At 48.7% G+C, this 26,454-nt stretch carries 27 protein-coding genes and 5 tRNA genes; 20 read left to right on the forward strand and 12 right to left on the reverse strand.

Going from position 1 to position 26,454, the window contains the following annotated elements:
- Positions 1-215: 215 nt before the first annotated feature.
- The 6 genes from MKZ12_RS06810 (at position 216) to MKZ12_RS06835 (ending at position 9,005) form a co-directional block, all read left to right on the forward strand.
- Positions 216-1,415, forward strand: coding sequence for a DUF4367 domain-containing protein (locus tag MKZ12_RS06810; RefSeq protein WP_339240365.1), 1,200 nt, complete (start codon positions 216-218; stop codon positions 1,413-1,415).
- A 393-nt stretch (positions 1,416-1,808) separates the two neighbouring features.
- A complete protein-coding gene (gene alr / locus MKZ12_RS06815; RefSeq protein ID WP_339259486.1) occupies positions 1,809-2,996 on the forward strand; it encodes an alanine racemase in 1,188 nt (395 codons plus the stop codon).
- A 260-nt stretch (positions 2,997-3,256) separates the two neighbouring features.
- On the forward strand, positions 3,257-3,538 hold the full coding sequence (locus MKZ12_RS06820; protein ID WP_017690037.1) for a ribbon-helix-helix protein, CopG family: 282 nt from the start codon (positions 3,257-3,259) through the stop codon (positions 3,536-3,538).
- A gap of 3 nt (positions 3,539-3,541) precedes the next feature.
- Positions 3,542-3,892: a type II toxin-antitoxin system PemK/MazF family toxin gene (locus MKZ12_RS06825; RefSeq protein WP_024630714.1), complete on the forward strand. Its 351-nt coding sequence runs from the start codon at positions 3,542-3,544 to the stop codon at positions 3,890-3,892.
- A gap of 234 nt (positions 3,893-4,126) precedes the next feature.
- Positions 4,127-6,316 (forward strand): alpha-galactosidase, encoded by a 2,190-nt coding sequence (locus MKZ12_RS06830; protein ID WP_339259487.1) that lies wholly within the window; start codon positions 4,127-4,129, stop codon positions 6,314-6,316.
- A 469-nt stretch (positions 6,317-6,785) separates the two neighbouring features.
- Positions 6,786-9,005 carry a Tex family protein gene (locus MKZ12_RS06835; protein WP_339240369.1) on the forward strand — a complete coding sequence of 740 codons (2,220 nt, stop codon included), beginning with the start codon at positions 6,786-6,788 and terminating at the stop codon, positions 9,003-9,005.
- 180 nt (positions 9,006-9,185) lie between these two features.
- On the opposite strand, the gene cmpA is transcribed toward MKZ12_RS06835, so the two are convergent.
- The gene (gene cmpA, locus MKZ12_RS06840; protein WP_017690033.1) at positions 9,186-9,329 is read right to left on the reverse strand and encodes a cortex morphogenetic protein CmpA; all 144 of its coding nucleotides are present in this window, start codon (positions 9,327-9,329) and stop codon (positions 9,186-9,188) included.
- Between the two features lie 180 nt (positions 9,330-9,509).
- On the reverse strand, positions 9,510-9,866 hold the full coding sequence (locus MKZ12_RS06845) for a hydrolase/acyltransferase (RefSeq protein WP_339259489.1): 357 nt from the start codon (positions 9,864-9,866) through the stop codon (positions 9,510-9,512).
- Between the two features lie 119 nt (positions 9,867-9,985).
- Between MKZ12_RS06845 and MKZ12_RS06850 the strand changes: the two genes are divergently transcribed.
- From MKZ12_RS06850 to MKZ12_RS06860, 3 genes are all read left to right on the forward strand, one after another.
- Entirely contained in the window at positions 9,986-10,447 is a 462-nt protein-coding gene (locus MKZ12_RS06850; protein WP_036669054.1) for a SprT family protein, read from the forward strand.
- Between the two features lie 93 nt (positions 10,448-10,540).
- Positions 10,541-10,616, forward strand: a tRNA-Asn gene (locus MKZ12_RS06855).
- A gap of 6 nt (positions 10,617-10,622) precedes the next feature.
- Positions 10,623-10,711, forward strand: a tRNA-Ser gene (locus MKZ12_RS06860).
- A gap of 36 nt (positions 10,712-10,747) precedes the next feature.
- Here the strand turns inward: MKZ12_RS06860 and MKZ12_RS06865 are convergent.
- Both MKZ12_RS06865 and MKZ12_RS06870 read right to left on the reverse strand, forming a co-directional pair.
- A complete protein-coding gene (locus MKZ12_RS06865; protein ID WP_339259491.1) occupies positions 10,748-10,903 on the reverse strand; it encodes a hypothetical protein in 156 nt (51 codons plus the stop codon).
- 33 nt (positions 10,904-10,936) lie between these two features.
- Positions 10,937-11,635 (reverse strand): winged helix-turn-helix domain-containing protein, encoded by a 699-nt coding sequence (locus MKZ12_RS06870; RefSeq protein WP_339259493.1) that lies wholly within the window; start codon positions 11,633-11,635, stop codon positions 10,937-10,939.
- A 127-nt stretch (positions 11,636-11,762) separates the two neighbouring features.
- On the opposite strand from MKZ12_RS06870, the gene MKZ12_RS06875 reads away from it, so the two are divergent.
- Both MKZ12_RS06875 and MKZ12_RS06880 read left to right on the forward strand, forming a co-directional pair.
- Positions 11,763-12,410: a flavin reductase family protein gene (locus tag MKZ12_RS06875; RefSeq protein WP_339261341.1), complete on the forward strand. Its 648-nt coding sequence runs from the start codon at positions 11,763-11,765 to the stop codon at positions 12,408-12,410.
- 282 nt (positions 12,411-12,692) lie between these two features.
- Entirely contained in the window at positions 12,693-13,364 is a 672-nt protein-coding gene (locus tag MKZ12_RS06880) for an MgtC/SapB family protein (protein WP_339259495.1), read from the forward strand.
- Positions 13,365-13,430: 66 nt separating this feature from the next.
- On the opposite strand, the gene MKZ12_RS06885 is transcribed toward MKZ12_RS06880, so the two are convergent.
- Together MKZ12_RS06885 and MKZ12_RS06890 are read right to left on the reverse strand one after the other, a co-directional pair.
- On the reverse strand, positions 13,431-14,327 hold the full coding sequence (locus tag MKZ12_RS06885) for a Cof-type HAD-IIB family hydrolase (RefSeq protein ID WP_339240373.1): 897 nt from the start codon (positions 14,325-14,327) through the stop codon (positions 13,431-13,433).
- Positions 14,328-14,331: 4 nt separating this feature from the next.
- Positions 14,332-15,108, reverse strand: coding sequence for a DeoR/GlpR family DNA-binding transcription regulator (locus MKZ12_RS06890; protein WP_339259497.1), 777 nt, complete (start codon positions 15,106-15,108; stop codon positions 14,332-14,334).
- A 306-nt stretch (positions 15,109-15,414) separates the two neighbouring features.
- Here MKZ12_RS06890 and MKZ12_RS06895 point away from each other — a divergent pair.
- The 4 genes from MKZ12_RS06895 (at position 15,415) to MKZ12_RS06910 (ending at position 16,366) form a co-directional block, all read left to right on the forward strand.
- A tRNA-Glu gene (locus MKZ12_RS06895) sits at positions 15,415-15,486 on the forward strand.
- A gap of 106 nt (positions 15,487-15,592) precedes the next feature.
- Positions 15,593-15,668 (forward strand) — tRNA-Lys (locus MKZ12_RS06900).
- Between the two features lie 17 nt (positions 15,669-15,685).
- A tRNA-Leu gene (locus MKZ12_RS06905) sits at positions 15,686-15,768 on the forward strand.
- Between the two features lie 172 nt (positions 15,769-15,940).
- Positions 15,941-16,366, forward strand: a complete 426-nt coding sequence (locus MKZ12_RS06910; RefSeq protein ID WP_339240376.1) for a helix-turn-helix domain-containing protein — start codon at positions 15,941-15,943, stop codon at positions 16,364-16,366.
- Positions 16,367-16,477: 111 nt separating this feature from the next.
- Here the strand turns inward: MKZ12_RS06910 and MKZ12_RS06915 are convergent, their stop codons facing one another.
- The 6 genes from MKZ12_RS06915 to MKZ12_RS06940 are packed head-to-tail and all read right to left on the reverse strand — an operon-like array spanning position 16,478 to position 21,261.
- Positions 16,478-17,461, reverse strand: coding sequence for an urease accessory protein UreD (locus MKZ12_RS06915; RefSeq protein WP_339259499.1), 984 nt, complete (start codon positions 17,459-17,461; stop codon positions 16,478-16,480).
- Entirely contained in the window at positions 17,355-18,074 is a 720-nt protein-coding gene (gene ureG / locus MKZ12_RS06920) for an urease accessory protein UreG (RefSeq protein WP_017690021.1), read from the reverse strand. Before ureG ends, MKZ12_RS06915 begins: the two co-directional genes overlap by 107 nt.
- Positions 18,075-18,107: 33 nt before the next feature.
- Positions 18,108-18,803, reverse strand: coding sequence for an urease accessory UreF family protein (locus MKZ12_RS06925; RefSeq protein WP_339259500.1), 696 nt, complete (start codon positions 18,801-18,803; stop codon positions 18,108-18,110).
- Positions 18,804-18,836: 33 nt separating this feature from the next.
- Positions 18,837-20,555 carry an urease subunit alpha gene (gene ureC / locus MKZ12_RS06930; RefSeq protein ID WP_339240379.1) on the reverse strand — a complete coding sequence of 573 codons (1,719 nt, stop codon included), beginning with the start codon at positions 20,553-20,555 and terminating at the stop codon, positions 18,837-18,839.
- On the reverse strand, positions 20,552-20,941 hold the full coding sequence (locus tag MKZ12_RS06935) for an urease subunit beta (protein WP_339240380.1): 390 nt from the start codon (positions 20,939-20,941) through the stop codon (positions 20,552-20,554). The genes ureC and MKZ12_RS06935 overlap by 4 nt, the downstream gene beginning before the upstream one ends.
- Positions 20,942-20,958: 17 nt before the next feature.
- A complete protein-coding gene (locus tag MKZ12_RS06940; protein WP_253431836.1) occupies positions 20,959-21,261 on the reverse strand; it encodes an urease subunit gamma in 303 nt (100 codons plus the stop codon).
- A 261-nt stretch (positions 21,262-21,522) separates the two neighbouring features.
- On the opposite strand from MKZ12_RS06940, the gene urtA reads away from it, so the two are divergent.
- The 5 genes from urtA to urtE all read left to right on the forward strand — a co-directional run bounded on the left by urtA (position 21,523) and on the right by urtE (position 26,433).
- Positions 21,523-22,773 (forward strand): urea ABC transporter substrate-binding protein, encoded by a 1,251-nt coding sequence (urtA, locus tag MKZ12_RS06945; RefSeq protein ID WP_339259502.1) that lies wholly within the window; start codon positions 21,523-21,525, stop codon positions 22,771-22,773.
- A 196-nt stretch (positions 22,774-22,969) separates the two neighbouring features.
- Positions 22,970-23,875 (forward strand): urea ABC transporter permease subunit UrtB, encoded by a 906-nt coding sequence (gene urtB, locus MKZ12_RS06950; protein ID WP_036610830.1) that lies wholly within the window; start codon positions 22,970-22,972, stop codon positions 23,873-23,875.
- A 21-nt stretch (positions 23,876-23,896) separates the two neighbouring features.
- The gene (gene urtC, locus MKZ12_RS06955; RefSeq protein WP_062833123.1) at positions 23,897-24,988 is read left to right on the forward strand and encodes an urea ABC transporter permease subunit UrtC; all 1,092 of its coding nucleotides are present in this window, start codon (positions 23,897-23,899) and stop codon (positions 24,986-24,988) included.
- Entirely contained in the window at positions 24,951-25,760 is an 810-nt protein-coding gene (urtD, locus tag MKZ12_RS06960; protein ID WP_339259503.1) for an urea ABC transporter ATP-binding protein UrtD, read from the forward strand. The genes urtC and urtD overlap by 38 nt, the downstream gene beginning before the upstream one ends.
- Entirely contained in the window at positions 25,738-26,433 is a 696-nt protein-coding gene (gene urtE, locus MKZ12_RS06965) for an urea ABC transporter ATP-binding subunit UrtE (RefSeq protein ID WP_339240386.1), read from the forward strand. Before urtD ends, urtE begins: the two co-directional genes overlap by 23 nt.
- Positions 26,434-26,454 lie beyond the last annotated feature (21 nt).

The raw sequence follows: 26,454 nt of genomic DNA on the forward strand, positions 1-26,454 counted from the left end.
ATTCCCTACAATTCACTATGCCTTTTCTGGATAAAGTTAACATCCTACCCGAGACTGATTTTGCGTAGCAATGCCGTATTAACCGACTTCACCGATTGCTTGTCAAACTAGTCCGCATATATCGAACAAGTCCCTCATAACATGTACTAATCAAGTAGGGGTTCTGCTGCAAGCACAATCCTGAAGTGAAAACATGTGCTAAAGGGGATGATGTCATGCGCCGAATATCATGGATGCTTGCCATGGTATTGGTCTTATCGGCCTTACTTGCCGCCTGCGGGAAGAAGGATGCGGCAGCTGTGGTCAAAGATCTGAACGAAGTCGTAGGAGAGATGGAAAGTTACCAGGGGGCAGGCGTGATGACGCTGCATACCGGAGATGCGCCGCAGCAGTACAAGGTCGAGGTATGGCATCAGAAGCCTTCCTATTATCGTATTGCATTAACGAATGCCAAAAAGGATGTAACACAGATTGTACTGCGTAACGATGAAGGCGTGTTTGTTTTGACACCGAGCCAGAACAAAAGCTTCCGTTTTCAGAGCAATTGGCCGGATAATCAAGGACAGGTATATCTCTATGAAACATTGATTCGGAGCATTACGGGGGATACAACCCGCCAGTTTGCGGATGAGAAGGAGAGCTATGTATTTGATGTAGCTGCCAATTATAATACACATGCACTTGTCAGACAGAAAATCTGGCTGAACAAAAGTGATTATGCACCTAAACAGGTGGAGGTATCCGACTCCAATGCCAATGTTGTGGTCGATGTGAAATTTGACTCCTTCAAATTCGGGACTGAATTTGAGAAAGATGCCTTTGACATGCAACGTAACATGACAGCCGGTACTGAAGAAGGCGGCAAGACAGGAACCGACTCCGGTGTGACTCCTGTGGAGCAAACCGGTAATGAGGGCGGCAAAGAACCAGCCAATCCTCAGACTGCGCCTGAACCAGAAGGAGCTGTCACTGATGGACAGACGGGTGTGGGTGGGGACACAGAGCAGCAAGGTACAGAGGGGGCCGCAACAGGTCAGGAAGGCGAAGAGCCAACACTTGCTGAACCGGAAGGGGCAGACAGCTTCGGCGTAATTCAACCAACCTATGCACCGGAAGGCGTACAGCTCAAGGATGATCAGATCCTGGAAGAGGCAGGAGACTATTCGGTCATGCTTCGTTATGAAGGAACCTATAATTACACGATATTCGAAGCCAGACCTCAGGATCGAGCTGTATCGCTTGCTCCATCCAGTGTAGTGGATCTTGGATTCACATTGGGAATGATCAGCGGAGATGCATTGAAGACTCTGACATGGATGACAGATGGCATAGAATATCGGATCACCAGTGCAGACCTGCCTCAGAACGAAATGGTACGCATTGCAACATCAATGCAGGAAGAGTCAGGCAAATGATTTTTGCACAAAAGAACGAATAGTTGCATAAACATAAGGAATGCTAAGAAGCATCGGAGACCCGTTCTCCGGTGCTTTGTTTGATGAGAGACAGGTATTTATCTGAAACCATTTTTCCTGCTCCATCATCCAATAATGCAAAATGCGCTTCTATGCAGAGGGAACCGGGTAAATAATCGATATAAGCAGCTCTTTGATGGGGTGAAAAGTGAAATTATACCCTGTCAATCTCGCTTATCGGTCTTCTTCTGTATTCACATTGGTTCCTCAAACGGCGCGCCTTGCACCTGTTTTTGAATGTGAAACTTCGGTTCATTTGACAGTCACATGCAGGAGCATTACGATGGAGTCTGACGTGAGCCGGATTAAGATGATTAGAGAAGGTGACTTAACGTGCAAGGACAATATCGGCCGACCCAAGCGGACATCAATTTGGATCATTTGTGTACTAACGTAGAAGCTTTCCGCAAGGCATTGCCTCAGGGCATGAAATTCCTCGCCTGTGTGAAGGCCAATGCTTATGGGCACGGAGCGGTGGAGATGGCCAGAGAACTGGAACGAGTGGGTGTGGATTACTTAAGTGTTGCTTTTCTTGACGAAGCTCTGGAACTGCGACAACATGGGATTACGATTCCAATTCTGGTGTTGGGTTATACGCCGCCTGAAGGGATCGCTGCTGCATGGAAACATGATGTGACCATCACGCTGTTCAGCAGGGAAGTGCTTGACGCCATTCGACATTTGGATGCGAGCACATTCGCTAACAAGCTGAAGGTTCATATTAAAATTGACAGCGGTATGGGCCGATTAGGTCTATTACCTGGCGATGAGGCATTGGTTTTCATCCAGGAAGTAGCTTCGCTTAATCAGGTGATGCTGGAAGGCATGTTTACCCATTTTGCCAGAGCGGATGAAGAAGACAAAACCTATACACTGGAGCAGTATCGACGGTTCCAAGGCGTGGTTCATGCGCTCAGGGATCAGGGATGTTCCATCCCGATTATACATACGGCGAACAGCGCCGCTGCCATTGATACACCTGAATTGTCTTATGATATGGTACGTGTGGGAATAAGCCTGTACGGACTGTATCCTTCGGCTGAGGTGAATCATCAGGTGGTGAAGCTGTCCCCGGTATTGACGCTGAAGACGAAAGCGGTTCTGGTCAAAACACTGCCACCCCATTGGGGGATCAGTTACGGAACCCGTTATTTTACGCAAGGGTACGAACGAATAGCGACCCTGCCAATCGGATATGCAGACGGATACTCAAGAATGCTGACAGGTAAAGCACAAGTGCTTGTACGCGGCAGCCGCGTCCCTGTCGTCGGTACAATCTGCATGGATCAGTGTATGGTGTCGTTACAATCTTTCGCAGAAGAAGCGGAAGAAATTCAAGTCGGCGAAGAGGTTGTCCTCATCGGTCATCAGTCTGGTGGCGTTATAACCGCAGACGAGGTGGCATCCCAGCTCGGTACGATTGCTTATGAAGTGATTTGCATGATGGCGCACCGCATTCCACGGGTATATACCCGTGGGGGAGCAGTAGTCGCCAAAATTAATCCACTTTTGACATCCTGACAGGTAAACTGGACGTCATTACCAATAAACTTTTTTTCAGAACAGAAGGAAAACTGTCGGAGCATCTCGAATGTTGTATGACAGTGAGGATTTAATTCCTGAATTGAGATGTTTGGTCTGTACGAATATTGTTCCCCGTGTTTATAATGGAGTACAGCATACTTGATATACTCGGGGCATATATATTCCTTTGTATAAAAGTTCTGGAAAAACGTAATACTGGTTCACAATGGCGAAAGGTTTGTGGGGGTGGAAGAAAGGTGGCCAACTTGCAGAACACCAAGCGGATCATGATCAGTTTACCTGATTATCTTTTGCAGGAAGTGGATGGCATCGTAGCGCTGGAGAATTCCAACCGCAGCGAATTGATTAGGCAGGCTATGAAGCTGTATTTAACGGAGCGTAAGAAACGTTACATCCGTGAAACGATGCAGCGAGGGTACATGGAGATGGCAAAAATTAATCTGACCATGGCATCCGAAGCCTTTCATGCGGAGGAAGATGCGGACAGCACTCTGGACCGCTTAGTTAGCGGGGTGTAGACATTGATCGTAAAACGTGGTGACGTTTTTTTTGCGGATCTTTCTCCCGTTGTCGGTTCCGAGCAAGGTGGAGTCAGGCCGGTTCTGGTGATCCAGAATGATATCGGCAACCGGTTTAGTCCAACTTGTATTGTGGCGGCTATCACCGCCCAGATCCAGAAGGCAAAGCTGCCAACGCATGTTGAAATTGATGCGGCGGCTCATGGCTTTGACCGGGACTCGGTTATTTTGCTCGAACAAATACGGACGATCGATAAGCAGAGGCTGACTGACAAGATTACCCATCTGGACGAGGAGACCATGAAATTGGTCAACGAAGCCTTGCAGATCAGCCTGGGATTAATCGATTTTTAGGCAGTAACCAGCGTCTTGTACGCTGATCTGCTGTCCGTTGGCAATGGATGTTCCTGTAAGGGAACACACTGAATTCAGACTGTAACCAAAAGAGCGTATGACATCCTTCGGGCTGTTGTACGCTCTTTTGATTAAAGCTTGATGAAAGCGTAGAACATTGGCGATCTTTTCGCTATAATGAAACCTGAGAAACCGTTTACCCGAAAGACCTATATATAGAGGTGGAGGAGACATATGAGCATTTACATCAATCAGGAGAAACTTCAGTTTCATTTACAGACCCGTGAGGCCAGTTACGTATTTCAGGTACTGCCTTCAGGATATTTGGTGCATTTGTATTATGGCAAAAAATTACGCGAGACCGATCTGAGCTGGTTGCATGTACGGACAGAACGAGCATCCTTTAGCCCTAACCCGGTGCCAGAGGATCGTACGATCTCCTTCGATACGTTGCCAGTGGAATTGCCAGTGTATGGCACGAGTGATTTCCGTAACCCTGCAATCCAATTGGAACTTGAGAATGGCTCAACGGTTTCGGAGTTTACGTATACAGGTCATCAATTGGTCAAAGGAAAGGCAGCGCTTACCGGACTGCCAGCAACATACGTTGAATCCGATGACGAAGCAGAGACGTTGGTTATTGAGCTGGAAGACCGCGTCGCTGGTATCAAGATCGAGCTTTCTTATACAGCCTTTACGGCATTTAATGCAATTACACGCTCCATGCGTATCGTGAATGAGAGCGCTACCGCTGTGAATGTGGTGCGTGCGCTCAGTTCTTCTGTCGATTTCCCGCATGCGGATTATGAATTGTTGCAATTGTCAGGGGCTTGGACACGGGAACGTGATATCGTGCGCAGACCGCTTGCGTCAGGCCTGCAAGGCATCGAGAGTCGTCGCGGTTCAAGCAGTCACCAGCAAAATCCATTTATTGCGCTGATGACACCAGGTACGGATGAAGATCAAGGTGAAGTCTACGGATTCAGTCTCGTCTATAGTGGCAGCTTCACCGCACAGGCTGAAGTGGATCAGTTCCACACCACCCGTGTATCGCTTGGGATCAACCCGTTCGAGTTCAGCTGGAAGTTGGAGCCACAGGAAGCTTTCCAAACACCGGAGACCGTTATGGTGTATTCGGCTGCAGGTTTGGACGGCATGTCACAGTCCTACCACGAATTGTATCGGGAGCGTCTGGCACGTGGCAAATTCCGCAATGCGGAGCGCCCGGTACTGGTTAATAACTGGGAAGCGACTTACTTTGGTTTCAATGCGGACAAGATTGAACAGATTGCTCGCGCTGGGCAGAAGCTGGGTATTGAGCTGTTTGTTCTGGATGATGGTTGGTTTGGACACCGGGACAGTGATAACTCCTCGCTGGGTGACTGGATTGTCGATAAAAACAAATTGCCACAGGGGCTGGATGATCTGGCAAACCGCGTAACAGGTCTGGACATGCAGTTCGGACTGTGGTTTGAGCCTGAGATGATCTCACCAGACAGTGAGTTATATCGTGCGCATCCGGACTGGTGTCTTCATGTTCCTGACCGTCGCCGGACAGAAGGACGTCAACAATTGGTGCTCGACTTCTCTCGTCAGGATGTACGTGATGAGATCGTGCGCATGTTAACAGACGTACTTGGTTCTGCACCAATCACTTATGTGAAATGGGATATGAACCGCAATATGACGGAAGTGGGTTCCGCATTGCTTCCGGCAGACAGACAGCGTGAGACTGCGCACCGTTACATGCTTGGATTGTATGACGTTATGGAACGAATCACTTCGGCGTTCCCGAACATTTTGTTTGAGAGCTGTTCAGGTGGTGGTGGCCGCTTCGATCCAGGTATGCTCTATTACATGCCACAGACGTGGACGAGTGATAACACGGATGCGATATCCCGTCTGCGGATTCAATATGGTACCAGTCTTGTGTATCCGGTGAGCTCCATGGGATCGCATATCTCGGCGGTACCGAATCATCAGGTGAACCGGATCACTTCTCTTGAGATTCGGGGACATGTGGCGATGTCGGGCAACTTCGGGTATGAGCTGGACCTGACGAAATTCACGGAGGAAGAGAACGACATCGTGAAAGCCCAGGTTGAGCTGTACAAGGAGATCCGTGGAACGGTGCAATATGGAACGTTCCGTCGCTTGCTCAGTCCGTTTGAAGGCAATGAGACGGCGTGGATGTTTATTGCACCAGACGGAAGTGAAGCGGTTGTATTCTACTTCCGTGTGCTCTCCGAGCCTAATGCGCCACTTCAGCGCCTGAAGCTGAAAGGATTGGACCCGAATGCGGATTATCGTCTGAAAGGCGGATCAGAGACCTTTACCGGCGATGCCTTGATGTATGGCGGTATTTCGGTAGGCAGTGCATCAGGAGACTATCTGAGCGAACTGTTCCGCTTTGAACGCGTCTAGATAAGTGAACTACAATTTATTTACACGGGTACTACGATGACAGAATAACCTTCCAATCACTGTTATCCCCAGATTTTTTGATTCCCTTTCTCAAAGGGAAAATCCGGAGATAAAGGCGAACGCTTCGCTTTTTCAGGTTTTTTCTGTCCTCTCCGTCATAGTGTAAATGAGTAGTTTCACTTATTAGATTGCTATTGTATATAGAGTTTTTAAACAAGGGAGGATCGAGGAGCGTCGTGATGACGTTTTTCGGTCTTTTTTTGCCGTAATGGGGAAGGCTGGAGGATGACATCATTCTGTCAGAACTTGTATGCTTGCGGATTGATGGAAATCTGGATGTGATTTTGTGATAATATAGGATAGAGTGGAAAAAACAAATGGTTCAACTATACTGTAATTACAGCAGCAAAGCTGCCCTGAAATGATTGTAACGAACGATTCAGATTCAGGAAGGAAAGAGGGATTTATTTTGTCTGAACAGGAAACGGTTCTGGAACCCAATGAAGAAACAATAAAGGCAGAACGCCATGAACGAATCATCAAACAGGTAGCCAAGGAACTGTCACTGTCCTTGAAGCAGGTCCGTACGACATCGGAGCTTCTGGACGAAGGCAATACGATTCCATTTATCGCCCGCTACCGTAAAGAAATGACTGGAGAGCTGGATGAGAACCAGCTGCGATTGATTGAAGAACGCATTGTCTATCTGCGCAATCTTGAGGATCGCAAATTGGAAGTCATCCGTATTATAGAGGAACAGGGCAAGCTGACCGGAGAACTGAAGAATTCCATTACCCAGGCTGTGAAGCTGCAGGAAGTGGAAGATTTGTATCGTCCGTTCCGTCAGAAACGGAAAACGCGTGCAAGCGTGGCTAAGGAAAAAGGTCTTGAGCCCCTTGCTGTATGGATCTGGGGTCAACCGAAGCAAGGCAATGTACTCCAGGAAGCTGCGAAATATATCAATGCTGAACTGGGCGTAGAAGATGCGGAGTCGGCACTTCAGGGAGCCAAAGACATTCTTGCTGAGAACATCGCAGACGATGCTGCCATTCGTGCATGGATTCGTCGGTACACCTTGGATCACGGAATGCTGACTTCAGAAGCGAAGGATGCTCAAGAAGAGTCCGTGTACGAGAATTATTATGATTACCGCGAACTGGCCAAAAAGATGCCTCCACACCGAATTCTCGCGATTAATCGCGGGGAACGTGAGAATATTCTGAAAGTTGGCCTGGACGTACAGGCAGAACCGGCCCATCGTCATATGGAAGGACAGATCATTCGTGGTGCTTCTGCCGTGCAGGATATCCTGCGTGATGTGATTGAAGATGCATACAAGCGGCTTATTGCGCCTTCCATCGAGCGTGAAGTTCGTGGAGAACTGACGGAAAAAGGCGAAAATCAGGCCATCTCGGTATTCTCGGCCAATCTGCGTAATCTATTGCTTCAACCACCGATTCATGGCAAACGTGTGCTGGGTGTCGATCCTGCCTATCGTACGGGCTGTAAACTGGCTGTCGTAGATGATACGGGCAAGCTGCTGGAAGTGGCTGTGACCTATCCAACGCCACCACACAACAAGAAACGTGAAGCTGCGGAAGTATTCCACCGCATGATCAAGCAATATGATATCGGACTGATCGTCATTGGTAATGGTACCGGATCTCGTGAAACGGAGCAGTTTGTTGCCGAGATCATTCAGGAGAACGGTGATGAAAGTCTGGTGTATCTGATTGTTAACGAAGCAGGGGCGAGTGTGTATTCTGCATCCAAACTGGCCCAGGAAGAGTTCCCGGATCTGGATGTTGCGGAGCGCAGTGCAGCTTCCATTGCACGCCGGGTACAAGATCCGCTTGCGGAGTTGGTTAAGATTGATCCAAAAGCTATTGGTGTGGGGCAATATCAGCATGACGTTTCCCAGAAGGTTCTGGAAGAAAGCCTGAAGGCTGTCGTCGAATCTGCAGTTAACCATGTCGGTGTGGACGTGAATACGGCTTCACCTTCGTTGCTGTCATATGTGGCTGGAGTTAACGCTACGATTGCCAAGAACATTGTGAAGTACCGTGAAGAGAATGGCCGGTTTACGAACCGCCGTCAGCTTCAGAAGGTGCCGCGTCTGGGTGCCAAAACCTATGAGCAGTGCGTAGGCTTTATGCGGATTGGTGAGGGTGAGAATCCATTGGATCGTACACCAATTCACCCGGAGTCCTACAAGGTTGTGGATCAGCTGTTTAAGGAGCTTCAGGTTGCACTGGACAAGCTCGGTAGCAAGGAACTGTCGGTGTTACTGTCCGAGCAACAGCCGGAGCAACTGGCTGTGAAACTGGACGTAGGTGTGCCTACATTGCGTGACATTCTGGACAGCTTGCAGCGTCCGGGTCGTGACCCGCGTGAGGAGATGCCGTTGCCAATCTTCCGTACAGATGTATTGAAAATTGAGGATCTGGTGGAAGGCATGGAGCTGCAAGGTACAGTTCGGAACGTTATTGATTTTGGTGCCTTTGTTGATATTGGGATTAAGAGTGATGGGCTTGTCCATATCTCACAGCTCAGCAACGGATATGTTAAACATCCGATGGATGTTGTATCTGTCGGGGATAATGTAACGGTGTGGGTCATGAATGTGGATACCAAAAAAGGGCGTGTCGGCCTTACGATGAAGAAGCCTGCTTCTGCGCAACAGTCTTAATAAGCAACAGAATTGGAGAACAGCCTTCCCTGAACAGGGAAGGCTGTTTGTTGTCGACAGTAATAGTCCCGTTGTCCGTTCTAATTCCTCTGATAAGTACGGTGGGAATATGTGCATTTTCTTAAAGTGCGTGTTCTAAAGGCCATCCTTCATAATCCAAAGCAGACTTTAGGAAACCTTTTAAAGTTCGTTCTCTGCACTGCGTGGTGTGCCATTTGCTGGTTTGTTGCGATAAAAGAACCAGCATTCGTTCAGCAACTTGATTTGGCGGCTATCCTTTTTGTGAAATGCACGCATCAGTTGATTGCAAAGCCATTGAGGCAAGGGTATCTCCTCCTCTTGCATAATTCATCTGTACGTTAGCATATGTGGCAATAGCCTGGACTGTGCGGCTTAAGTGAGGAGCTCCGCCAAATCATTATCTTAATCGCCAAAAAGCACAATTCCCAATGCTGGGAGTTGCGCTTCTTGAACTTGTCATTTTAAAATGATACCTCAGATGAATTAGAGAGCTTCCATCTCTTCTTCATACCATTGTTCCAATTGAGCCTGGAGCGCCCGGATTTCAGTAAGCAAGGAAATCAAGGGATAATGGTTCTCACGTAGTACTGCAAAAGATTCTTCAAGCGCATTGATATAATCAAGGCCGCCGATGATGGTAAGATTTTCGTTCAGAAGATCGAGGTTGTCACATTCGGCGATTGCCCAAGGCAGGACAGGGACATCTGCTGCCGTGAGTTTATCTATCTCCTTGTGAAGGCGCAGATTGAGCGCGCTAAGTTGATAGGCGTAATCCGCCGGCATTTCCACGAACTGCAATTGTTGTTCCTGCTGCAGGATGACATAGCGCATTGTAGGCATAACGAGTAATAATCTCCCCTCATACATTCTACTTGACAGTGTAGCCTACGAAACGGTTAAAATTCAAGTATTATGCCGGAAAAACAAATGCTCCGAGGGGGTGCAAGGAGAGGACACCGATGGAAAATGAGGAGTTGCAACAGTGGATTGAACAGGTATCACTGGATCATTTCGGAGTACCGTTCACCCATGAAGCGTTGTTTAACAGTCGTCTGACCACGACGGGAGGGCGTTATATGCTCAAAAGTCACCGGATTGAGATCAATCCGCATCAACTCGAAGCCTACGGGCGAGATGAGGTTGAAAAAATTATCAAGCATGAGCTGTGCCACTATCATCTGCATATTCGTGGACGCGGCTATCAGCATCGTGACCCGGAATTCAAGGCTTTATTGCAGAAGGTGGGCGGTTCGCGTTACTGTCAATCTCTGCCTGATGGCAAAGGCAGAAAGCCGCTACCTTATCGTTATAAGCTGGTGTGCAAGAGCTGTGGTACGGAATATTTGCGCAAACGGAAAATAGATCCGAAGCGTTACCGGTGTGGTCGTTGCGCGGGAAAGCTGGGCCTTCAGAATATCTGATGTGAGTATCATTCAATGTATTGGAGAAAGTGATGGAAGGCATGTTGACTTGGATTATTAATCATGATAAATTAATCTTATTCAAGTTAATTTTCCCTGATAGCTCAGTTGGTAGAGCACTCGACTGTTAATCGAGTTGTCACAGGTTCGAGCCCTGTTCGGGGAGCCATTTCTTGGAGAGATACCCAAGTGGCTATAAGGGGACCCTCTGCTAAGGGGTTAGACTGCGTAAGCGGTGCGAGGGTTCGAATCCCTCTCTCTCCGTTCTGAATTAAACTTCTCTGCAAAGGGATGAGAACCCTAAAGGTTCGTCGGAGCATAAGCTTCGTTAGCAATACTCCGCAGTCTCGAACGAAGTGAGAGTATCCCTCTCTCTCCGTTCTGATTCAACCCAAAATCCCCTTCACATTTGACCGGATAACGGTTCAGTGTGAAGGGGATTTTTTGCGTTCTCATCTTGGAGTATCCTTCGTATATTTTTCTGTATCGCTAAAGTGAAATATCCAGCACCTCGTATAAACCTTTCTTGCCTGCTTCCGTTACTTCGACAGAGCGACTTCCTGTTTTTTGACGAATCCAGTCCAGTTCCGATAATCGATGTCTGAGTTGTTCCCCAAGCATGCCTGAGAGATGATGACGGCGTTCGCTCCAATCCAGACATTTGCGAGCGATGGCACGGCGTGATCCTGGCTTCATCTGAAGTTTAATTCCAAACGTAGTGAACCACTGTGTTCCTTTCTCTGTAACTTGATAATCCTTGCTGTGTGCCTCTTCGGGCTCTTCAAGATAACCCTTCTGTAGTAAGGCTTCACAGAGCGAGATTCCTAATTTCCCGGCCAGATGACCATAACAGGTCCGTGCATGACTCAGTTGTTGAAGCTGATTGGATTGTTTGAGAGAGCGGATCTGTACAGGCGGAGCAATACTGGCCATGGTTTCAATCAGATTAGCAATTTCCTTGTTTGCAAGACGGTAGTATCGGTGACGGCCTTGCTGTTCAACTTCCAGTAATCCTCCCTCTACGAGTTTGGCGAGATGACTGCTTGCCGTCTGGGGCGTGACACCTGCCATATGAGCAAGCTCTCCTGCGGGCAACGCCCGGCCATCCAGTAAGGATGACAGAAAAATGGAGCGACTTGGATCAGCGATTAACGACGCAATAACAGTGATATTCGGGTATACATTCATACTTCGATCATATCTGAACTATTACTGTATTACAATTCGGTTGTATCGTCCCATACGGATCAGACGAAGCTTATAAACGAATGGATTGGAACAGGAGAGGTACAAAATGAACAAGGTGAACAAGATAATGAAACCGGAGGCTGCTACTGGGCAGCTGAACAAAAATTCCACAGTGGTACGACATGAAACGATTAATCCCAGTATTTTATATTATGGTACCCCTGTATTGCTGCTAAGTACATTAAACGAGGATGGGTCAACCAACGTGTCTCCACTGTCCTCATCCTGGGCGCTGGGGGACTGTCTGGTGCTAGGTATAGGTACACAGGGGAAAGCCTATGAAAATCTGATTCGACATCCGGAGTGTGTGATTAATTTACCAGATGCGACCATGTGGAGACAGGTTGAGGCATTAGGCCGTTATACGGGAGTTAACCCGGTTCCTGAGGAGAAAAGGCAGATGGGCTATGAATATTGTCATGATAAATTCACTGTAGCTGGACTGACATCCGAATGCTCGGTTCAGGTGGCTCCAGATAAAATAGTTGAATGTCCGCTCCAGATTGAAGCGGCTGTACAACACATACGCATTCCCGAACATACACCGTTCATGGCGATTGTGGAAGTGAAAGCGTTGAAGGTACATGTGCACACACGACTGATATCTGGACCAAACAAAATTAATCCAGAAGAATGGCATCCGCTGATCTATAATTTCAGACATTATTACGGATTGGGAGAGAGACAAGGGAGCAATTTTCGGTCAGAGAATTGACCAGAGTAAAGGCTTTTTATTGTATAAGATGAATTAATCATTTACACGATAACGAAGAGGACAGAAAAAAACTGAAGAAGCGAAGCGTTCGCCTTTATCACCGGATTTTCCCTTTAGAAAAGGGAATCGAAAAAATCTGGGGATAACAGCGATTGGAAGGTTGTTCTGTCATCGTAGTGCCAGTGTAAATAATCTTTAATTCAACTTATGTAGTCAGTGAAAGATTGGGTAATAGTAAAGATAGCAAATGTAAGCATATACATAGTAAAAGAGGTGATGTGCATGGAATTGGAATATTTGATGCGTGTACTCATAGCTGGAATATGTGGTGTGTTAATCGGATATGAGCGCAAGAATCGAATGAAAGAGGCGGGAATTCGTACTCACTTTGTAGTCGCTGTCGGCGCGGCCCTGATGATGATTGTATCGAAGTATGGATTCCAGGATCAGGCGGGCTGGGCCAATCTGTCGCTTGATCCATCAAGGATTGCGGCACAGGTCGTTAGCGGTGTGGGGTTCATTGGAGCAGGCATGATCTTCACACAGCGCCACACGGTCAGGGGATTGACCACAGCGGCTGGCATATGGGCTACGGCAGGCATGGGACTTGCTGTCGGTTCAGGTCTGTATTGGACAGGTGCAGGCGTGACACAGCTTATTGTCGTAGCACAGATGTTACTGCATAGGCCCACACGCTGGCTGGTATCCGCTCGAACAGAGACGTTAACCATCCATCTGCAGAATGAGGGAGAGGCCCTGAAACGTGTTTTGGCACTGCTGGGGCAAGAGAAGATCTCGGTCATCGGATTTAAGACAGAACAGCATTCAAGCACAGACTCCATAGAAGAGACTGTGCTTGAGTTCACGTTGCAACTGCCGGGTTCATATCGGGGCGAGCAACTGATTATTTTGTTACAGGACGTGCCTCACGTTCGATCTGCTGAGTTGAAATGAAACGAAGAGAAGCTGCATGGATCTACAGGCGACCATGCAGCTTCAGTATTTAATTCCGTTGCGGGATTACTGTCCTTCTCCAACAATCGTTTCCGGACGGGAGACCGGTCTACCTTCAAGCAGGCACTCAATGGCATGTGCAACGCCGTTCTCCACATTGGTCAGCGTTATGGCTTTGGCTAATGCCTGGATTTCGGGTTCGCCATTACCCATGGCGATGCCGAGTCCTGCCATTTTTAACATGGAGACATCGTTGAAGTTATCCCCGATCGCTGCTGTATCTTCCATGGAGATGTTCAGGTGAGCCGCCAGTTTGGTGAGAGCATTCCCTTTGGATACGTCCGGGTGCTGCATTTCGAAGTTGTGCTCAAAGGATACAACCATAGCGACATCCGTTCGGGAAGCGAAGTGTTCTCGTCCTGTTTTTACTTTGTCCGGATTCATGGAGAAGGCCATAATATTATAGATATAGGCTTCTGCCGGAATTTCGAGGTGGCTGTTTACCCGGTGGTAGTCTTTTTTTTGATAATGTTTCTTAATGCCCCGAATCATGCGTGCAATGTCCTCACCAGGGTTCGAACCAAGAACACGTTCCATCTCTGCGAGCAAGGTTTCATGACTGCTAAGTGGGGCATAGATGCCTTGTTGCGTTGAAGCTTCATAATAGACATCATGATCTTCCAGCCACTGCATAACGGAAGCAGCTGTGTCGCGCTCAAGCGGAAGATGGAATAGACGTTCACCGTCTGCATCATGAATCGTCGCTCCGTTAGAGCCGATAATTGGGGTTTTGATCCCGCCTTCGCGGCTGATGGTCACCACATCGGAATAGACGCGTCCTGTAGCAATGGTAACTTTCATACCGGATTGCTGGGCCTTTTGGATGGCTGCGGCATTCTCCGGGCTAATCTGGCTATCTCTGTTCAACAAAGTTCCATCTAAATCTGTGGCAAATAATTTCATATATTTACAACTCCTTATCATCTGTAGGTTCAGGAATGAGAATCTCAACCTGTTGTTCGGCTAGAAAAACAAGCCATTCTTGGGTTGGCCATTGATCCGTAATCAATACATCCACCAATGACCAGTCAGCAAAACGATAACCATATCGTTTATCAAACTTGGATTGATCTGCAAGAACAATGACTTTCTTGGCAGCTTTCATCATTTGGTGTTTAATTTTACCTTCCTCTTCGGAAGCACTGAAGCCGTCCATGGTGATACCGCCAATTCCGATAAAGGCTTTATCTACATAATAGTGGGAAAGTGTCTCGATCACAGAGGTACCATAGACATAACGTTGTTCCTTATCCACTTTGCCACCGAGCAAACGAATCTGGACAGCCGTGTGATTGGAGAGAAGATCAGCGGAATGAATCGAATTGGTAATGACGGTACAGGATTTACCGTTCAAATTCTCGGCACAAGCCTGCACGGTCGTGGAAGAATCCAGAATAATGATCTCGCCTTGTCTTACTATAGCGGCAGCGAGTTTGCCAATGGCTCTTTTTTCCTCAGATACATCGAGTAAACGGTCTTTGTAGGATCTGAACTTTTGCGGAGGAGGGGGGAGAATTGCACCGCCACGTGTTCGAATGATGGCATCCTGTTCCTCAAGCTTGATCAGATCCCTGCGAGCGGTATCCCGTGATACATCAAACAAAGTGACAATATCATCAGCTGAGATGCGATTGTGTTTGTGAAGATGTTCAACAATGAGCTGCATTCGTTCTTCTTGAAACAAACATGTCACCTCCAAGGGTATGGATGACCGTACTTATCATGATACTTTAATTATAAGTATTCCTAATGCGATTTGCAATATTATAAGTCAACGTAAGGTTTTGTAAGTTTTTTGATGAGGAATTTACTTTTTCCCCGTACAGGTGTGACATTGGCGTGCATGTGGAGGTCGACTAAAATGCTCTATGAAGAACAGTTTGAAATGGACAAAAAAGCCTGAAAAATAAATTTTTAAAAAAGTATTGCAAGTTTAAATTGTCCTGTGGTATACTCATTCTTGTCGCCAAGAAAGACAACTTGTTATTAAGGCCCGTTGGTCAAGGGGTTAAGACACCTCCCTTTCACGGAGGTAACAGGGGTTCGAATCCCCTACGGGTCATATCTTCACCACCTCATGAGATTTATATTTTCGATGAGAAATCCTCAAAGTCAATGCTCTTATAAACAAGAATGAAGCATGGCACATCCGGTGAAGTTTACAGCAAGAGCCATTAGCTCAGTTGGTAGAGCACCTGACTTTTAATCAGGGTGTCGAAGGTTCGAGCCCTTCATGGCTCACCATTTTTACAATTGAATATGCGGTCGTGGTGGAATGGCAGACACGCTATCTTGAGGGGGTAGTGGGTGTATACCCGTGGAGGTTCGAGTCCTCTCGACCGCATCACAGCAATAACGTTATAAGATAGACTTTCATGATCATTCATGGAAGTCTATCTTTGTGTTATACGCTATACCTTATCCTGTTCCAGGTATATAAAGGCTGAGCATTCAGGAATAATGTGGTATAATTCAAGCAGATGAGTTGATTATTACGGTTGGAAGGCGGTTCTTGTATGCAGTCGATCTATGAGCGAATTGAACACCTGATTGCCGAACGAGGAATGACCAAGAAGGCTTTCTGCCAACAGCTGAAGATTAGCACAGGCAATCTGGGTGACTGGAAACGTGGCAAGTCTATTCCGAGTACGAATAAATTAATTGAGATTGCTTCGTTTTTTGATGTGAGCCTTGACTGGCTCATGATTGGTCGTCCATCGAAGGAAGCGATGGTTCGGGAAAAACGGGAGGATTATTTTTTTGACGTTTTGCGGCAATTGAATTGCCAGGAAAGTGAATTATCGACTGTGGAACAGTCTTTTATCAGCGAATATATTGAATTCACCCGTTACCGCAAATCCAAGGAAAGCAAAGACGCAGGAGACTATCGTTATAAGTCTGAGAACAGATCAGAGATTAATTCTGAAGAGAACGAAGCGTAACTGATATGAGCAGCATCCATAGACTGAATGAACAAAAACCTCTGGACTAATCCGAACATACGCGGAGATAGTTCAGAGGTTTTTTGTATTAACCATGCATGTTTCATGCTCTTATTTACGAAAGACAAGAGTTTCTTTGCCTAGCAGTTGGGGGCGGAGTGTGTTCCAGATCTGAAGACACTGCTCCTGAAGCTCCCAAGCGGCCATGCCAAGAAGTCGAACACCGATACCCCCAGTTGCCAGCAAGCTCGCACCTGCGAGCATCCGTCCATCGGGTGGCAGCGCGGATCTGACTTGTTCCAACTCCGCAGTGCCAAGCCCCGGAGCGATTATCCACAATGCAGCGGTATGTGTGTAGTGAAGGAGAGATGCTGAGTGTTTGGGGTCATCGGTTGCCGGTTCGAGTCCGAAACGATCCCAGACAGCCAGTTGCTTACCTTGCCATATCTCCGTCAAGCTGCGGTAGCGTTCGAACTGGAATGCTTCTCCCCGGTGAATCCGTCCGGCAGACCAGATATCTGCATAGGCAAGAATGGCCTGTTCATCCAGCTCAAAGGTTACTGCGAGTGAAGAAGAACTCCCTTTGAAGGGAATGACGCATTCCGGGAAGTATTCCAGCGTAGCTCCTTTTCCCAACCGAAAGTGATGATTAACGGATGAGGGAATGGAAGGTGTGGGATGAAGTCTGGTCGCTGATGTGCTGCTCAGCATGACATGTGTGCCTTCACCTAATTCCCACTCGGAATGATAATGATCCCCGTTAAGGACTCCGGGAGAGACGTCTGATGTGTACACGCATAACTCGGTTCCGCCTCCAGGAGGCCGAAAGGATCGGCTAAACCGGAGAGGGGCGCTGTAATAACGATCGGTCATAACCGTCCGCTCGCCTTGAAAGGCAAAGGTGGCCCGAAGCTCGCTGCGGCGCGTGACAGGCTCACCTGTACTTTCGTTCCGATTCACTCCTGTCCCGGTGGGCACAGAAGGTGAATTAATGTGAGTGAGTGCCATGTTCATGGCTGTGTGAATGCAGATGTGCAGCGGAAGCATCGTCATCCATGTATTGATGTTCGAGCCAGTGGACGATCTCGGATACACCTTCACCGCTCATTAGATTAGACATGACATAAGGGCGGCCTTCGCGTACCCGCTCGGTATCATTTTTCATCACTTCCAGGCTTGCTCCAACGTAAGGGGCGAGGTCGGTTTTGTTGATCAACAGCAGGTCTGAACGCGTGATGCCAGGTCCGCCTTTGCGCGGGAGTTTCTCTCCTTGGGCAACGTCAATAATGTAGATGAATACATCAGCGAGTTCTGGACTGAATGCAGCGGAGAGATTGTCACCACCGCTCTCGATAAAGATCAGTTGCAGATCCGGGAAACGTTCAATCAACTCGTCAACTGCTTCGAAATTCATGGAAGCATCCTCACGAATAGCCGTGTGCGGGCATCCGCCTGTCTCTACACCGATAATACGCTCTGGTGCCAGTGCATTCTGACGCAGCAAGATCTCGGCATCTTCCTTCGTATAAATGTCATTGGTGATGACAGCAAGGCTATAACGTGTACGCAGTGCCTTGGACAGCTTCTCGACAAGGGCTGTTTTGCCTGAACCTACCGGTCCGCCAATGCCAATTCGCATCGGACGACTCCGATCAAATGCCTTACGTTCCCACTCCGGATGATGCGTATGATTAGCTCCTCCACACATAACAATTCCTCCTAAGTTAGATAAAAGTTGTAGTTAAGACATAAACAACCGTGCGGGTAAGGTCTCATGCCGCATGGCGTAGATTTCCTGGGCGATTCCGAAGCTGTGCATATCTTCCGGGTCATTTTCCCGAATGAGTGCCCATTCTGCTTCGATATCATCGAGCAGCTTCTGAATCAACATCTGCGCCTCGGTTTGACCGATGGGCAGAAGGCGAAGTGCACTGTTCACATAAGCGTTAACTGAAGTATACAGATGCCCGGTAACGGCTTCATCCAATGCAATCTCCAATTGATAGTTGATATAACCGTGAATGGTCGTAATACCGCAATACGCGCCGTGTTCCCGTATGGCCTCATCAATCAGGGTGAAGTCCATCCAAGGATAGAGTGAACGGGCCAACTTGAGTAGTCGCTTTCCCATTTTGTGGCCGCTTTCCCTGAGTTCCCGAGGGGAGCGCTGGGCGTGGACACGTTTGTCATACAGGGCAAGTAGAGCGGCATCCTGCTGATGTATTGCCTGATAGACGCCTTTGATGGCAAGACCATCTAGTCTTACAAGACTGGAATGAAGCTGACTGCGAATAAACTGTTCGAGCTGCGCAGTATTTTGTACCGTGCCATCATGTGTATAAGCCTCCAGACCGAAGGAATGGGAGAACCCGCCGATGGGCAGGGCTGAATCCAACAGCTGAACGTAACGGAGCAGCTTCGTGCCACTATTCATCATGAGTGCCCCCTTATCAGCTAATCCGTATTCAGATCAAAACATAAAGTAGCGCTGTGCCATAGGCAACTCGTCTGCGGGTTCACAGGTGAGCAGTTCGCCGTCGGCGCGTACCTCATAGGTTTCGGGATCGACCTCAATGACAGGGGTGACGTCATTGTGGATCATGTCTTTTTTGCTTACCGAGCGGCAGCCTTTAACAGGTTCAACCCGCTTTTTCAGTCCTAATGTCTCCTTGATTCCCGCATCTGCTGCGGCTTGGGAGACAAAGGTGATCGATCCGCTGGCAATGGCGCTTCCATAGGCTCCGAACATCGGTCTTCCAAATACTGGCTGAGGGGTCGGGATGGATGCATTGGGATCACCCATCTGGGCGAATGTAATCATGCCACCCTTGATGACAATCTCGGGTTTTACACCAAAGTAGGCCGGTTTCCATATGGTTAGATCGGCCAGCTTGCCGACTTCCACCGAACCGACGAGATGTCCGATTCCATGGGCGATCGCCGGATTGATGGTGTATTTGGCGACATATCGCTTGATCCGATCGTTATCGGAAGGTGAGTCTGGGTTGAGTTCAAGTTTGCCGCGCTGTTTCTTCATCTTGTCGGCTGTCTGCCAAGTGCGTATAATGACTTCGCCCACTCGGCCCATGGCCTGTGAATCGGAACTGATGATGCTGAACACGCCAAGATCATGCAAAATGTCTTCGGCCGCAATGGTTTCGGGACGAATCCGCGAATCGGCAAAAGCGACATCTTCCGGGATGGAAGGGTCCAGGTGATGGCACACCATCAACATATCCAGGTGCTCTTCTACAGTGTTGCGTGTGTACGGTCGTGTTGGGTTGGTGGATGAGGGGATAACGTAGGACTCCCCAGCGGCCCGAATAATGTCCGGTGCATGTCCGCCACCAGCGCCTTCCGTGTGGTACGTATGGATTGTCCGGCCATTGATCGCGGCCAGTGTGTTTTCGAGAAATCCGGTTTCGTTCAGTGTATCGGTATGGATAGCGACTTGAACATCATGTTCACCGGCGGCAGTCAGGCAGGCATCGATAGCGCTCGGAGTAGTACCCCAATCCTCGTGCAGCTTCAGACCGATTACACCCGCTTCAATCTGTTCGATTAAAGGTGCAGTACTGGAGCTGTTGCCTTTGCCGAGGTAACCGATGTTCATGGGAAAAGCTTCTGCGGACTCCAGCATCCGGTGAATGTGCCAGGCCCCTGGTGTGCAGGTGGTGGCTTTGGTTCCTGTTGCTGGTCCTGTTCCGCCGCCAATCATGGTTGTTACCCCGGAGGATAATGCAGTCTGAATCTGTTGTGGACAGATGAAATGAATATGGGTATCAATGCCGCCAGCGGTTACAATCATGCCTTCACCAGCAATGATTTCGGTGGAAGCGCCGATGACCAGCGCGGGGTGAACCCCATCCATTGTATCCGGATTACCGGATTTGCCAATGGCGCAGATGTGACCATCCCGAATGCCGATATCCGCTTTTACAATGCCCCAATGATCAATGATGATGGCGTTGGTAATAACGGTATCAGGAGTACCGTCACTGCGCAGGGCAGAGGTGGACTGGCCCATCCCGTCGCGGATGACTTTGCCACCCCCGAACTTGCTCTCATCTCCGTACACAGCATAGTCATGTTCGATCTCTGCCCATAGTTCGGTATCTGCGAGTCTTACGGCATCACCGGTTGTGGGTCCGAACATCGAAGCATATTGCTCGCGACTCATTCGTTTCATGAAGGCTCACCTCTATCCTGTATGGGAGGGGAGAACGTCTTCAGGAATGCCTCCAGTTTCTGTGGATCGGGTTGTTGATCCGCTGAGCCTTCCGTTAATCCATTGAATCCGTGAATCTGGCGTTTGCCGCCAAAAGTCGTGAGTTCGACGGGTTTCTCTTCACCAGGTTCGAAACGGACGGCGGTGCCTGCCGGAATATGCAGACGATGTCCAAAAGCTGACGTGCGATCAAAGTCCAGTGCGGCATTAACTTCATAGAAGTGAACGTGAGAGCCGACTTGGACGGGACGGTCGCCGCGGTTCAAGACAATCAGGCGTAGAGTCGGGCGATCCGGATGACAGATGATATCGTCATCTGGCTTCAAGCGATATTCACCAGGAATCATGGTTTCTCCTGCCTTTCTCAGCGTATAGGTTCATGCACGGTAACCAGTTTGGTACCGTCAGGAAATGTGGCTTCTACCTGTACTTCAGGGATCATATCAGGAACGCCATCCATACAGTCTTCGCGTGTCAGGATGGTACCTCCGTGTCTCATTAAATCGGCAACACTCATTCCATCCCGTGCCCGTTCCATGAGTTCGGAGGTCAATAAAGCGATGGCTTCGGGAACATTTAACTTGAGTCCGCGTGCTCTTCGTTCACGGGCGAGGTTAGCGGCCACGGTAATCAGGAGTTTTTCCTTTTCCTGTTCAGTCCAGTGCAAGGCAATCCGACCTTTCGCGTATAGAGTCTGATATATTCGTGGAACATATTGTATGTTAAATATACTCACACAGGGTGAACCCTTTGTCAATAAGCTTCAAAGCTTATTAGCAGCATGCATGAAATGAGTAGGCATAAAATAAAATTATGTAAGCTATATTGACATGAAGAGTGTAACACTCCATAATTTGGATCAACGAACATTTCGGGTGTAAATGACCTTAATGTTCGGCAATAGACTAAAAAAAGGGAGTGTAGGCTATTGAAGAAGAGGTCGGTCAAGTTATGGAGTGTTTTGCTCGGTGCGGTCATTGTCATGACGGGATGTGTGGAGGGTGCTGCGCCGCCTGAAGCCTCAGGTTCGGGTGGTACAGGAGAGCCGGCTGCATCCAATGATACGATTAAAGTTGGCATTCTTCACTCCCTCAGCGGAACGATGGCGATCAGTGAGGTATCTGTTAAAGATGCCGAGATGCTTGCTATTGAAGAGATTAACGCCGCGGGCGGAGTTTTGGGTAAGCAGATCGAGCCAGTAATTGAGGATGGCGCTTCGGATTGGCCTACTTTTGCAGAGAAGGCTGGAAAACTGCTGCAACAGGATAAGGTCGCTGCAGTATTTGGCGGTTGGACCTCTGCAAGTCGGAAGGCTATGCTCCCGGTGTTCGAACAGAACAAAGGTCTGTTGTTTTACCCGGTACAATATGAAGGATTGGAATCGTCGCCAAATATTTTTTATACAGGAGCAACAACCAATCAGCAGATCGTTCCATCCGTAACCTGGTTACTGGAGAACAGGGGCAAGACGTTTTATCTGCTCGGTTCGGATTATGTTTTTCCGAAAACGGCCAATCAGGTCATTAAGGCACAACTCGCAGCAGAAGGCGGCGAAGTGGTGGGTGAGGAATATACACCGCTGGGACATACCGATTACAGTACCATCATTAGTAAAATCAAGGCTGCGAAGCCGGATATTGTATACAATACACTGAACGGGGATAGCAATGTGGCCTTCTTCAAACAATTGAAGGACGCAGGAATCTCATCGGATCAGATGACAACCCTGTCGGTAAGTGTAGCGGAGGAAGAAATCCGTGGTATTGGCGCAGACGTATTGAAGGGGCATCTCGCTTCGTGGAATTATTATCAGACAACGGATACACCTGAAAATGCCACATTTGTTGCCAAGTACAAAGAAAAATACGGTGCTGATCGGGTGACAGCAGATCCGATTGAAGCGGGATATGTGGCAGTTTATCTCTGGAAGGCAGCGGTGGAAAAAGCAGGATCAACCGACGTGGAGAAGGTTAAGGCAGCTGCGAAGGGTCTGGAGTTTGATGCACCGGAAGGTAAGGTGACTGTGGATGGAGAGAATCAGCATATCTACAAAACCGTACGGATCGGTGAGGTACAGGAAGATGGACAGTTCAAGGAATTGTGGAATTCTGGTGCGCCTGTCAAGCCGGACCCTTATCTGAAAACGTATGAATGGGGAGCTTCCCTTAGCGCCAAATAACATAGAAACCCCGTAATAAACATAGATAACTCGCTTCAAAGCAGCCGAAACAGAAACGAGGGTGTGACAACACATCCTCTAACCGTATCGCGGTAAAGCGTTGATGTGATGAGTGTATGTATTGGATGTGTAGTGACTGAGACGGATTGAAATCATGCGCATTAGCGAGAGTCACGGTATGGAGGAGGGGATCGCGATGGATATGTTTATCCTGCAGATGTTCAATGGTCTGAGTATCAGTTCAATTCTATTGTTGATTGCACTCGGTCTGGCGGTAACGTTTGGGTTGATGAATGTCATCAATATGGCTCACGGTGAACTGATCATGATCGGTGCATATGCAACGTATGTAACACAAAATCTGTTCATGTCCTATGCTCCAGCGGCGTGGTTTGGTGCCTACTTTGTTGTGGCTTTGCCGATTGCGTTCATTGTAGCTGCTCTAATTGGCTGGCTGCTAGAAGTCGTACTGATCAGGCATCTATATGGTAGGCCGCTGGACAGTCTGCTTGCGACATGGGGCGTAGGGATGATGCTGCAACAGCTGGCCCGCACGATATTCGGAGCGCCGAATGTGGGGGTATCCAGTCCGGCTTGGCTCAATGGGGGATTGGCGATCTCGGATGGCATTGTATTTCCGTACAAGCGAATTTTCATTATCGCATTGGTTGCGGTTGTGCTGTTGTGTATGTATCTCTATATCTATCGAACATCATCCGGAAGACGAATGAGAGCTGTGATGCAGAATCGGAGTATGGCAGGATGCCTTGGAATTTCGACCCGGCGGGTAGATGGCATGACCTTTGCCATCGGTTCGGGCATCGCGGGTATTGCTGGCTGTGCATTAACGCTCATTGGTCCGATTGGCCCTTCCCTTGGCACGTATTATATTGTGGATGCATTCATGGTCGTTGTTCTGGGTGGCGTAGGGAAATTGGTCGGAACCGTGTGTGGTGCACTGGGAATTGGTATGTTCAACACGCTGTTCGAAACGTATACCTCTGCCTCCATTGGCAAGGTGCTGGTATTTGTGTGTATCGTTGCTTTTCTGCAATGGAAACCACGTGGCCTGGTTGCAATGCGTACACGGAGTCTCGATTAACGTGAAGAAGGGGGTTAGTTCATGTCGGCATTACTCAAGACTGGCAGTCTGAAAATGAGGATCATCTGGGCGGTTGTGCTCATCATGATGTGTCTTGCTCCACTGATCTCCACGGAGTTTCGTCTGAGTCTGTTAGCCAAGTTTTTGGCGCTGGCGATCCTGGCCATTGGTCTCGATCTGATCTGGGGATATGGGGGTGTGCTGAGTTTAGGGCACGGTGTGTTCTTTGGACTGGGTGGTTACGCGATGGCAATGTATCTGAAGCTCCAGGCCAGTGGAGCAACGCTTCCTGACTTCATGGGATGGAGCGGTCTCAGTGGTCTGCCCTGGTTCTGGGAACCATTTCGCTCTTTCCCCGTGGCCCTCCTATTGGGGATAGCCCTTCCGGCATTGCTCGCCTTTGCTCTGGGGTGGTTTACGTTCCGTAACCGGATCACTGGTGTATACTTCACTATTCTTACACAAGCCTTGGTTCTCATTACGGTGACATTATTTGTTGGTAAACAGGAATGGACGGGTGGGACGAATGGCATTACCGGATATAATTCAATCTTTGGTTTTACACTTCATTCGGCCGGAACCACCATTGCTCTCTACTATATAACCCTTGCTGTTCTGGTGATTGCTTATGTGCTCTGTCGTCGGATGGTGAACAGTCGGTTCGGCCAAGTGCTCGAAGCTGCGCGTGATGGAGAAAATCGGGTGCGATTCCTCGGATATGATCCGGCAGGATATAAAACGCTTGCTTTTGCTTTTTCTGGTGCGCTTGCAGGCATCGCGGGCATGTTGTTTGTTCTTCAAGTCGGTATTATCTCGCCATCCATGATGGGGATTGTGCCCTCCATTGAGATGGTTTTGTGGGTTGCGTTGGGTGGTCGCGGTACGCTTATCGGTGCAGTCATCGGAGCGGTGGTACTGAATGCAGCCAAAACAGGTATAAGCGAGGCTTACCCTGAAGGATGGTTGTTTGTCATTGGTGGGCTCTTTGTAACGGTAGTTTTGTTCATGCCGAACGGTATTGTGGGTGTGTATCGTCATGTTGTTCGCTTGCTGAAGCGGAGAGGAGAGAGTGCGCATGTCCAAGTCACTCGGGAAAAACCTGAAGTCTACTAAGGATTCGGCAGTCCTGGTAGCTGAGGATATTACAGTGGCCTTTGGCGGGTTCGTTGCTGTCAAAGGCATGAATCTGAAGCTGCATGAGCATGATCTGCATTTTCTGATTGGACCGAATGGTGCAGGGAAAACGACGATGCTGGATGTGATCTGTGGTAAAACCAAACCGTTGTCCGGCTCGGTGAAGATGGGGGATGGCGCGGACTTGACGAAACTGAGAGAACACCAGATTGTTCGCAAAGGTGTAGGACGCAAATTTCAGGCGCCATCAATCTTCGCGGGTCTGACGGTGCAGGAAAATCTGACGCTGGCAGCGGAGACTCGACGTTCCCCTTTGCAAGCCATCGGTATTCGTCGATATGGGAAAATGAGTGCTGCCATGGAGCATGTTACCCTCCAGATTGGTCTGCAAGATCGCGTTGAGACTCGTGCAGGAGCGTTATCGCATGGGGAGAAGCAGTGGCTGGAGATCGGCATGTTGCTTCTGCAGGAGCCACGTGTGTTGTTGCTGGACGAACCAGCCGCAGGCATGACGGATGAAGAAACGCACAAGACAGGGCGACTCCTGCAAGAGATTGCGCGTGAACGCTCGGTTGTGGTGGTGGAGCATGATATGGAGTTTGTGCGAGAGTTCGCAGCCAAGGTAACGGTAATGCATGAAGGGAAACTGCTGAAGGAAGGTACAATGGCGGAGGTGCAGGCAGACCCGAAAGTGGCAGAAGTGTACCTAGGCAAAAGGAGGGATGACCATGCTGTCGCTGCAACGAATTGAATCCGGCTACGGGGAGAGCAATGTGCTCCGCGGTGTGAACCTTGACGTACAGCCTGGACAGGTGGTGTGTCTGATGGGGCGTAACGGTGTGGGTAAAACCACGTTGATGAAAACATTAATGGGGCTGCTCAAAACACGCAAGGGCAGTATTCAGTGGCAAAATCAGGAGTTATGCACCTTGGACACAGCCAAGCGGGCAAGGGCAGGGATCGGTTATGTACCTCAAGGGCGGGAGATTTTCCCGCAGCTTACGGTGAAAGAAAACCTGTTGCTTGGTCTGGAGACAAGTGCTCCGGGATTAAAAACGTTCCCGGAGGATGTGCTTGCGATGTTCCCGGTGCTTGCTACGATGTATGGACGGCAGGGCGGGGATCTGAGTGGTGGACAGCAGCAACAATTGGCATTCGCCCGGGCATTGGCTTCACGTCCGGGGTTGTTACTGCTTGATGAGCCGACAGAAGGCATCCAGCCTTCTATCGTGGAGGACATTCGGCAGGTTATTCTGCAGCTCAAGGCGAAGGGAGACCTCTCTGTTCTGCTGGTGGAGCAAAGTATTGATTTTGTAAGGAGTGCCGCCGATTATATCTATATCATGGACAAAGGCACCATCACCCTGCATGGGACACCGCAGGAACTGGATATGTCGCAGTTTGAACATCATCTGTCCGTGTAGTGTTAATTAGCGTGTTGAGTA

Source organism: Paenibacillus sp. FSL R5-0713 (genome assembly GCF_037973325.1).
Classification (GTDB): Bacteria; Bacillota; Bacilli; order Paenibacillales; family Paenibacillaceae; genus Paenibacillus.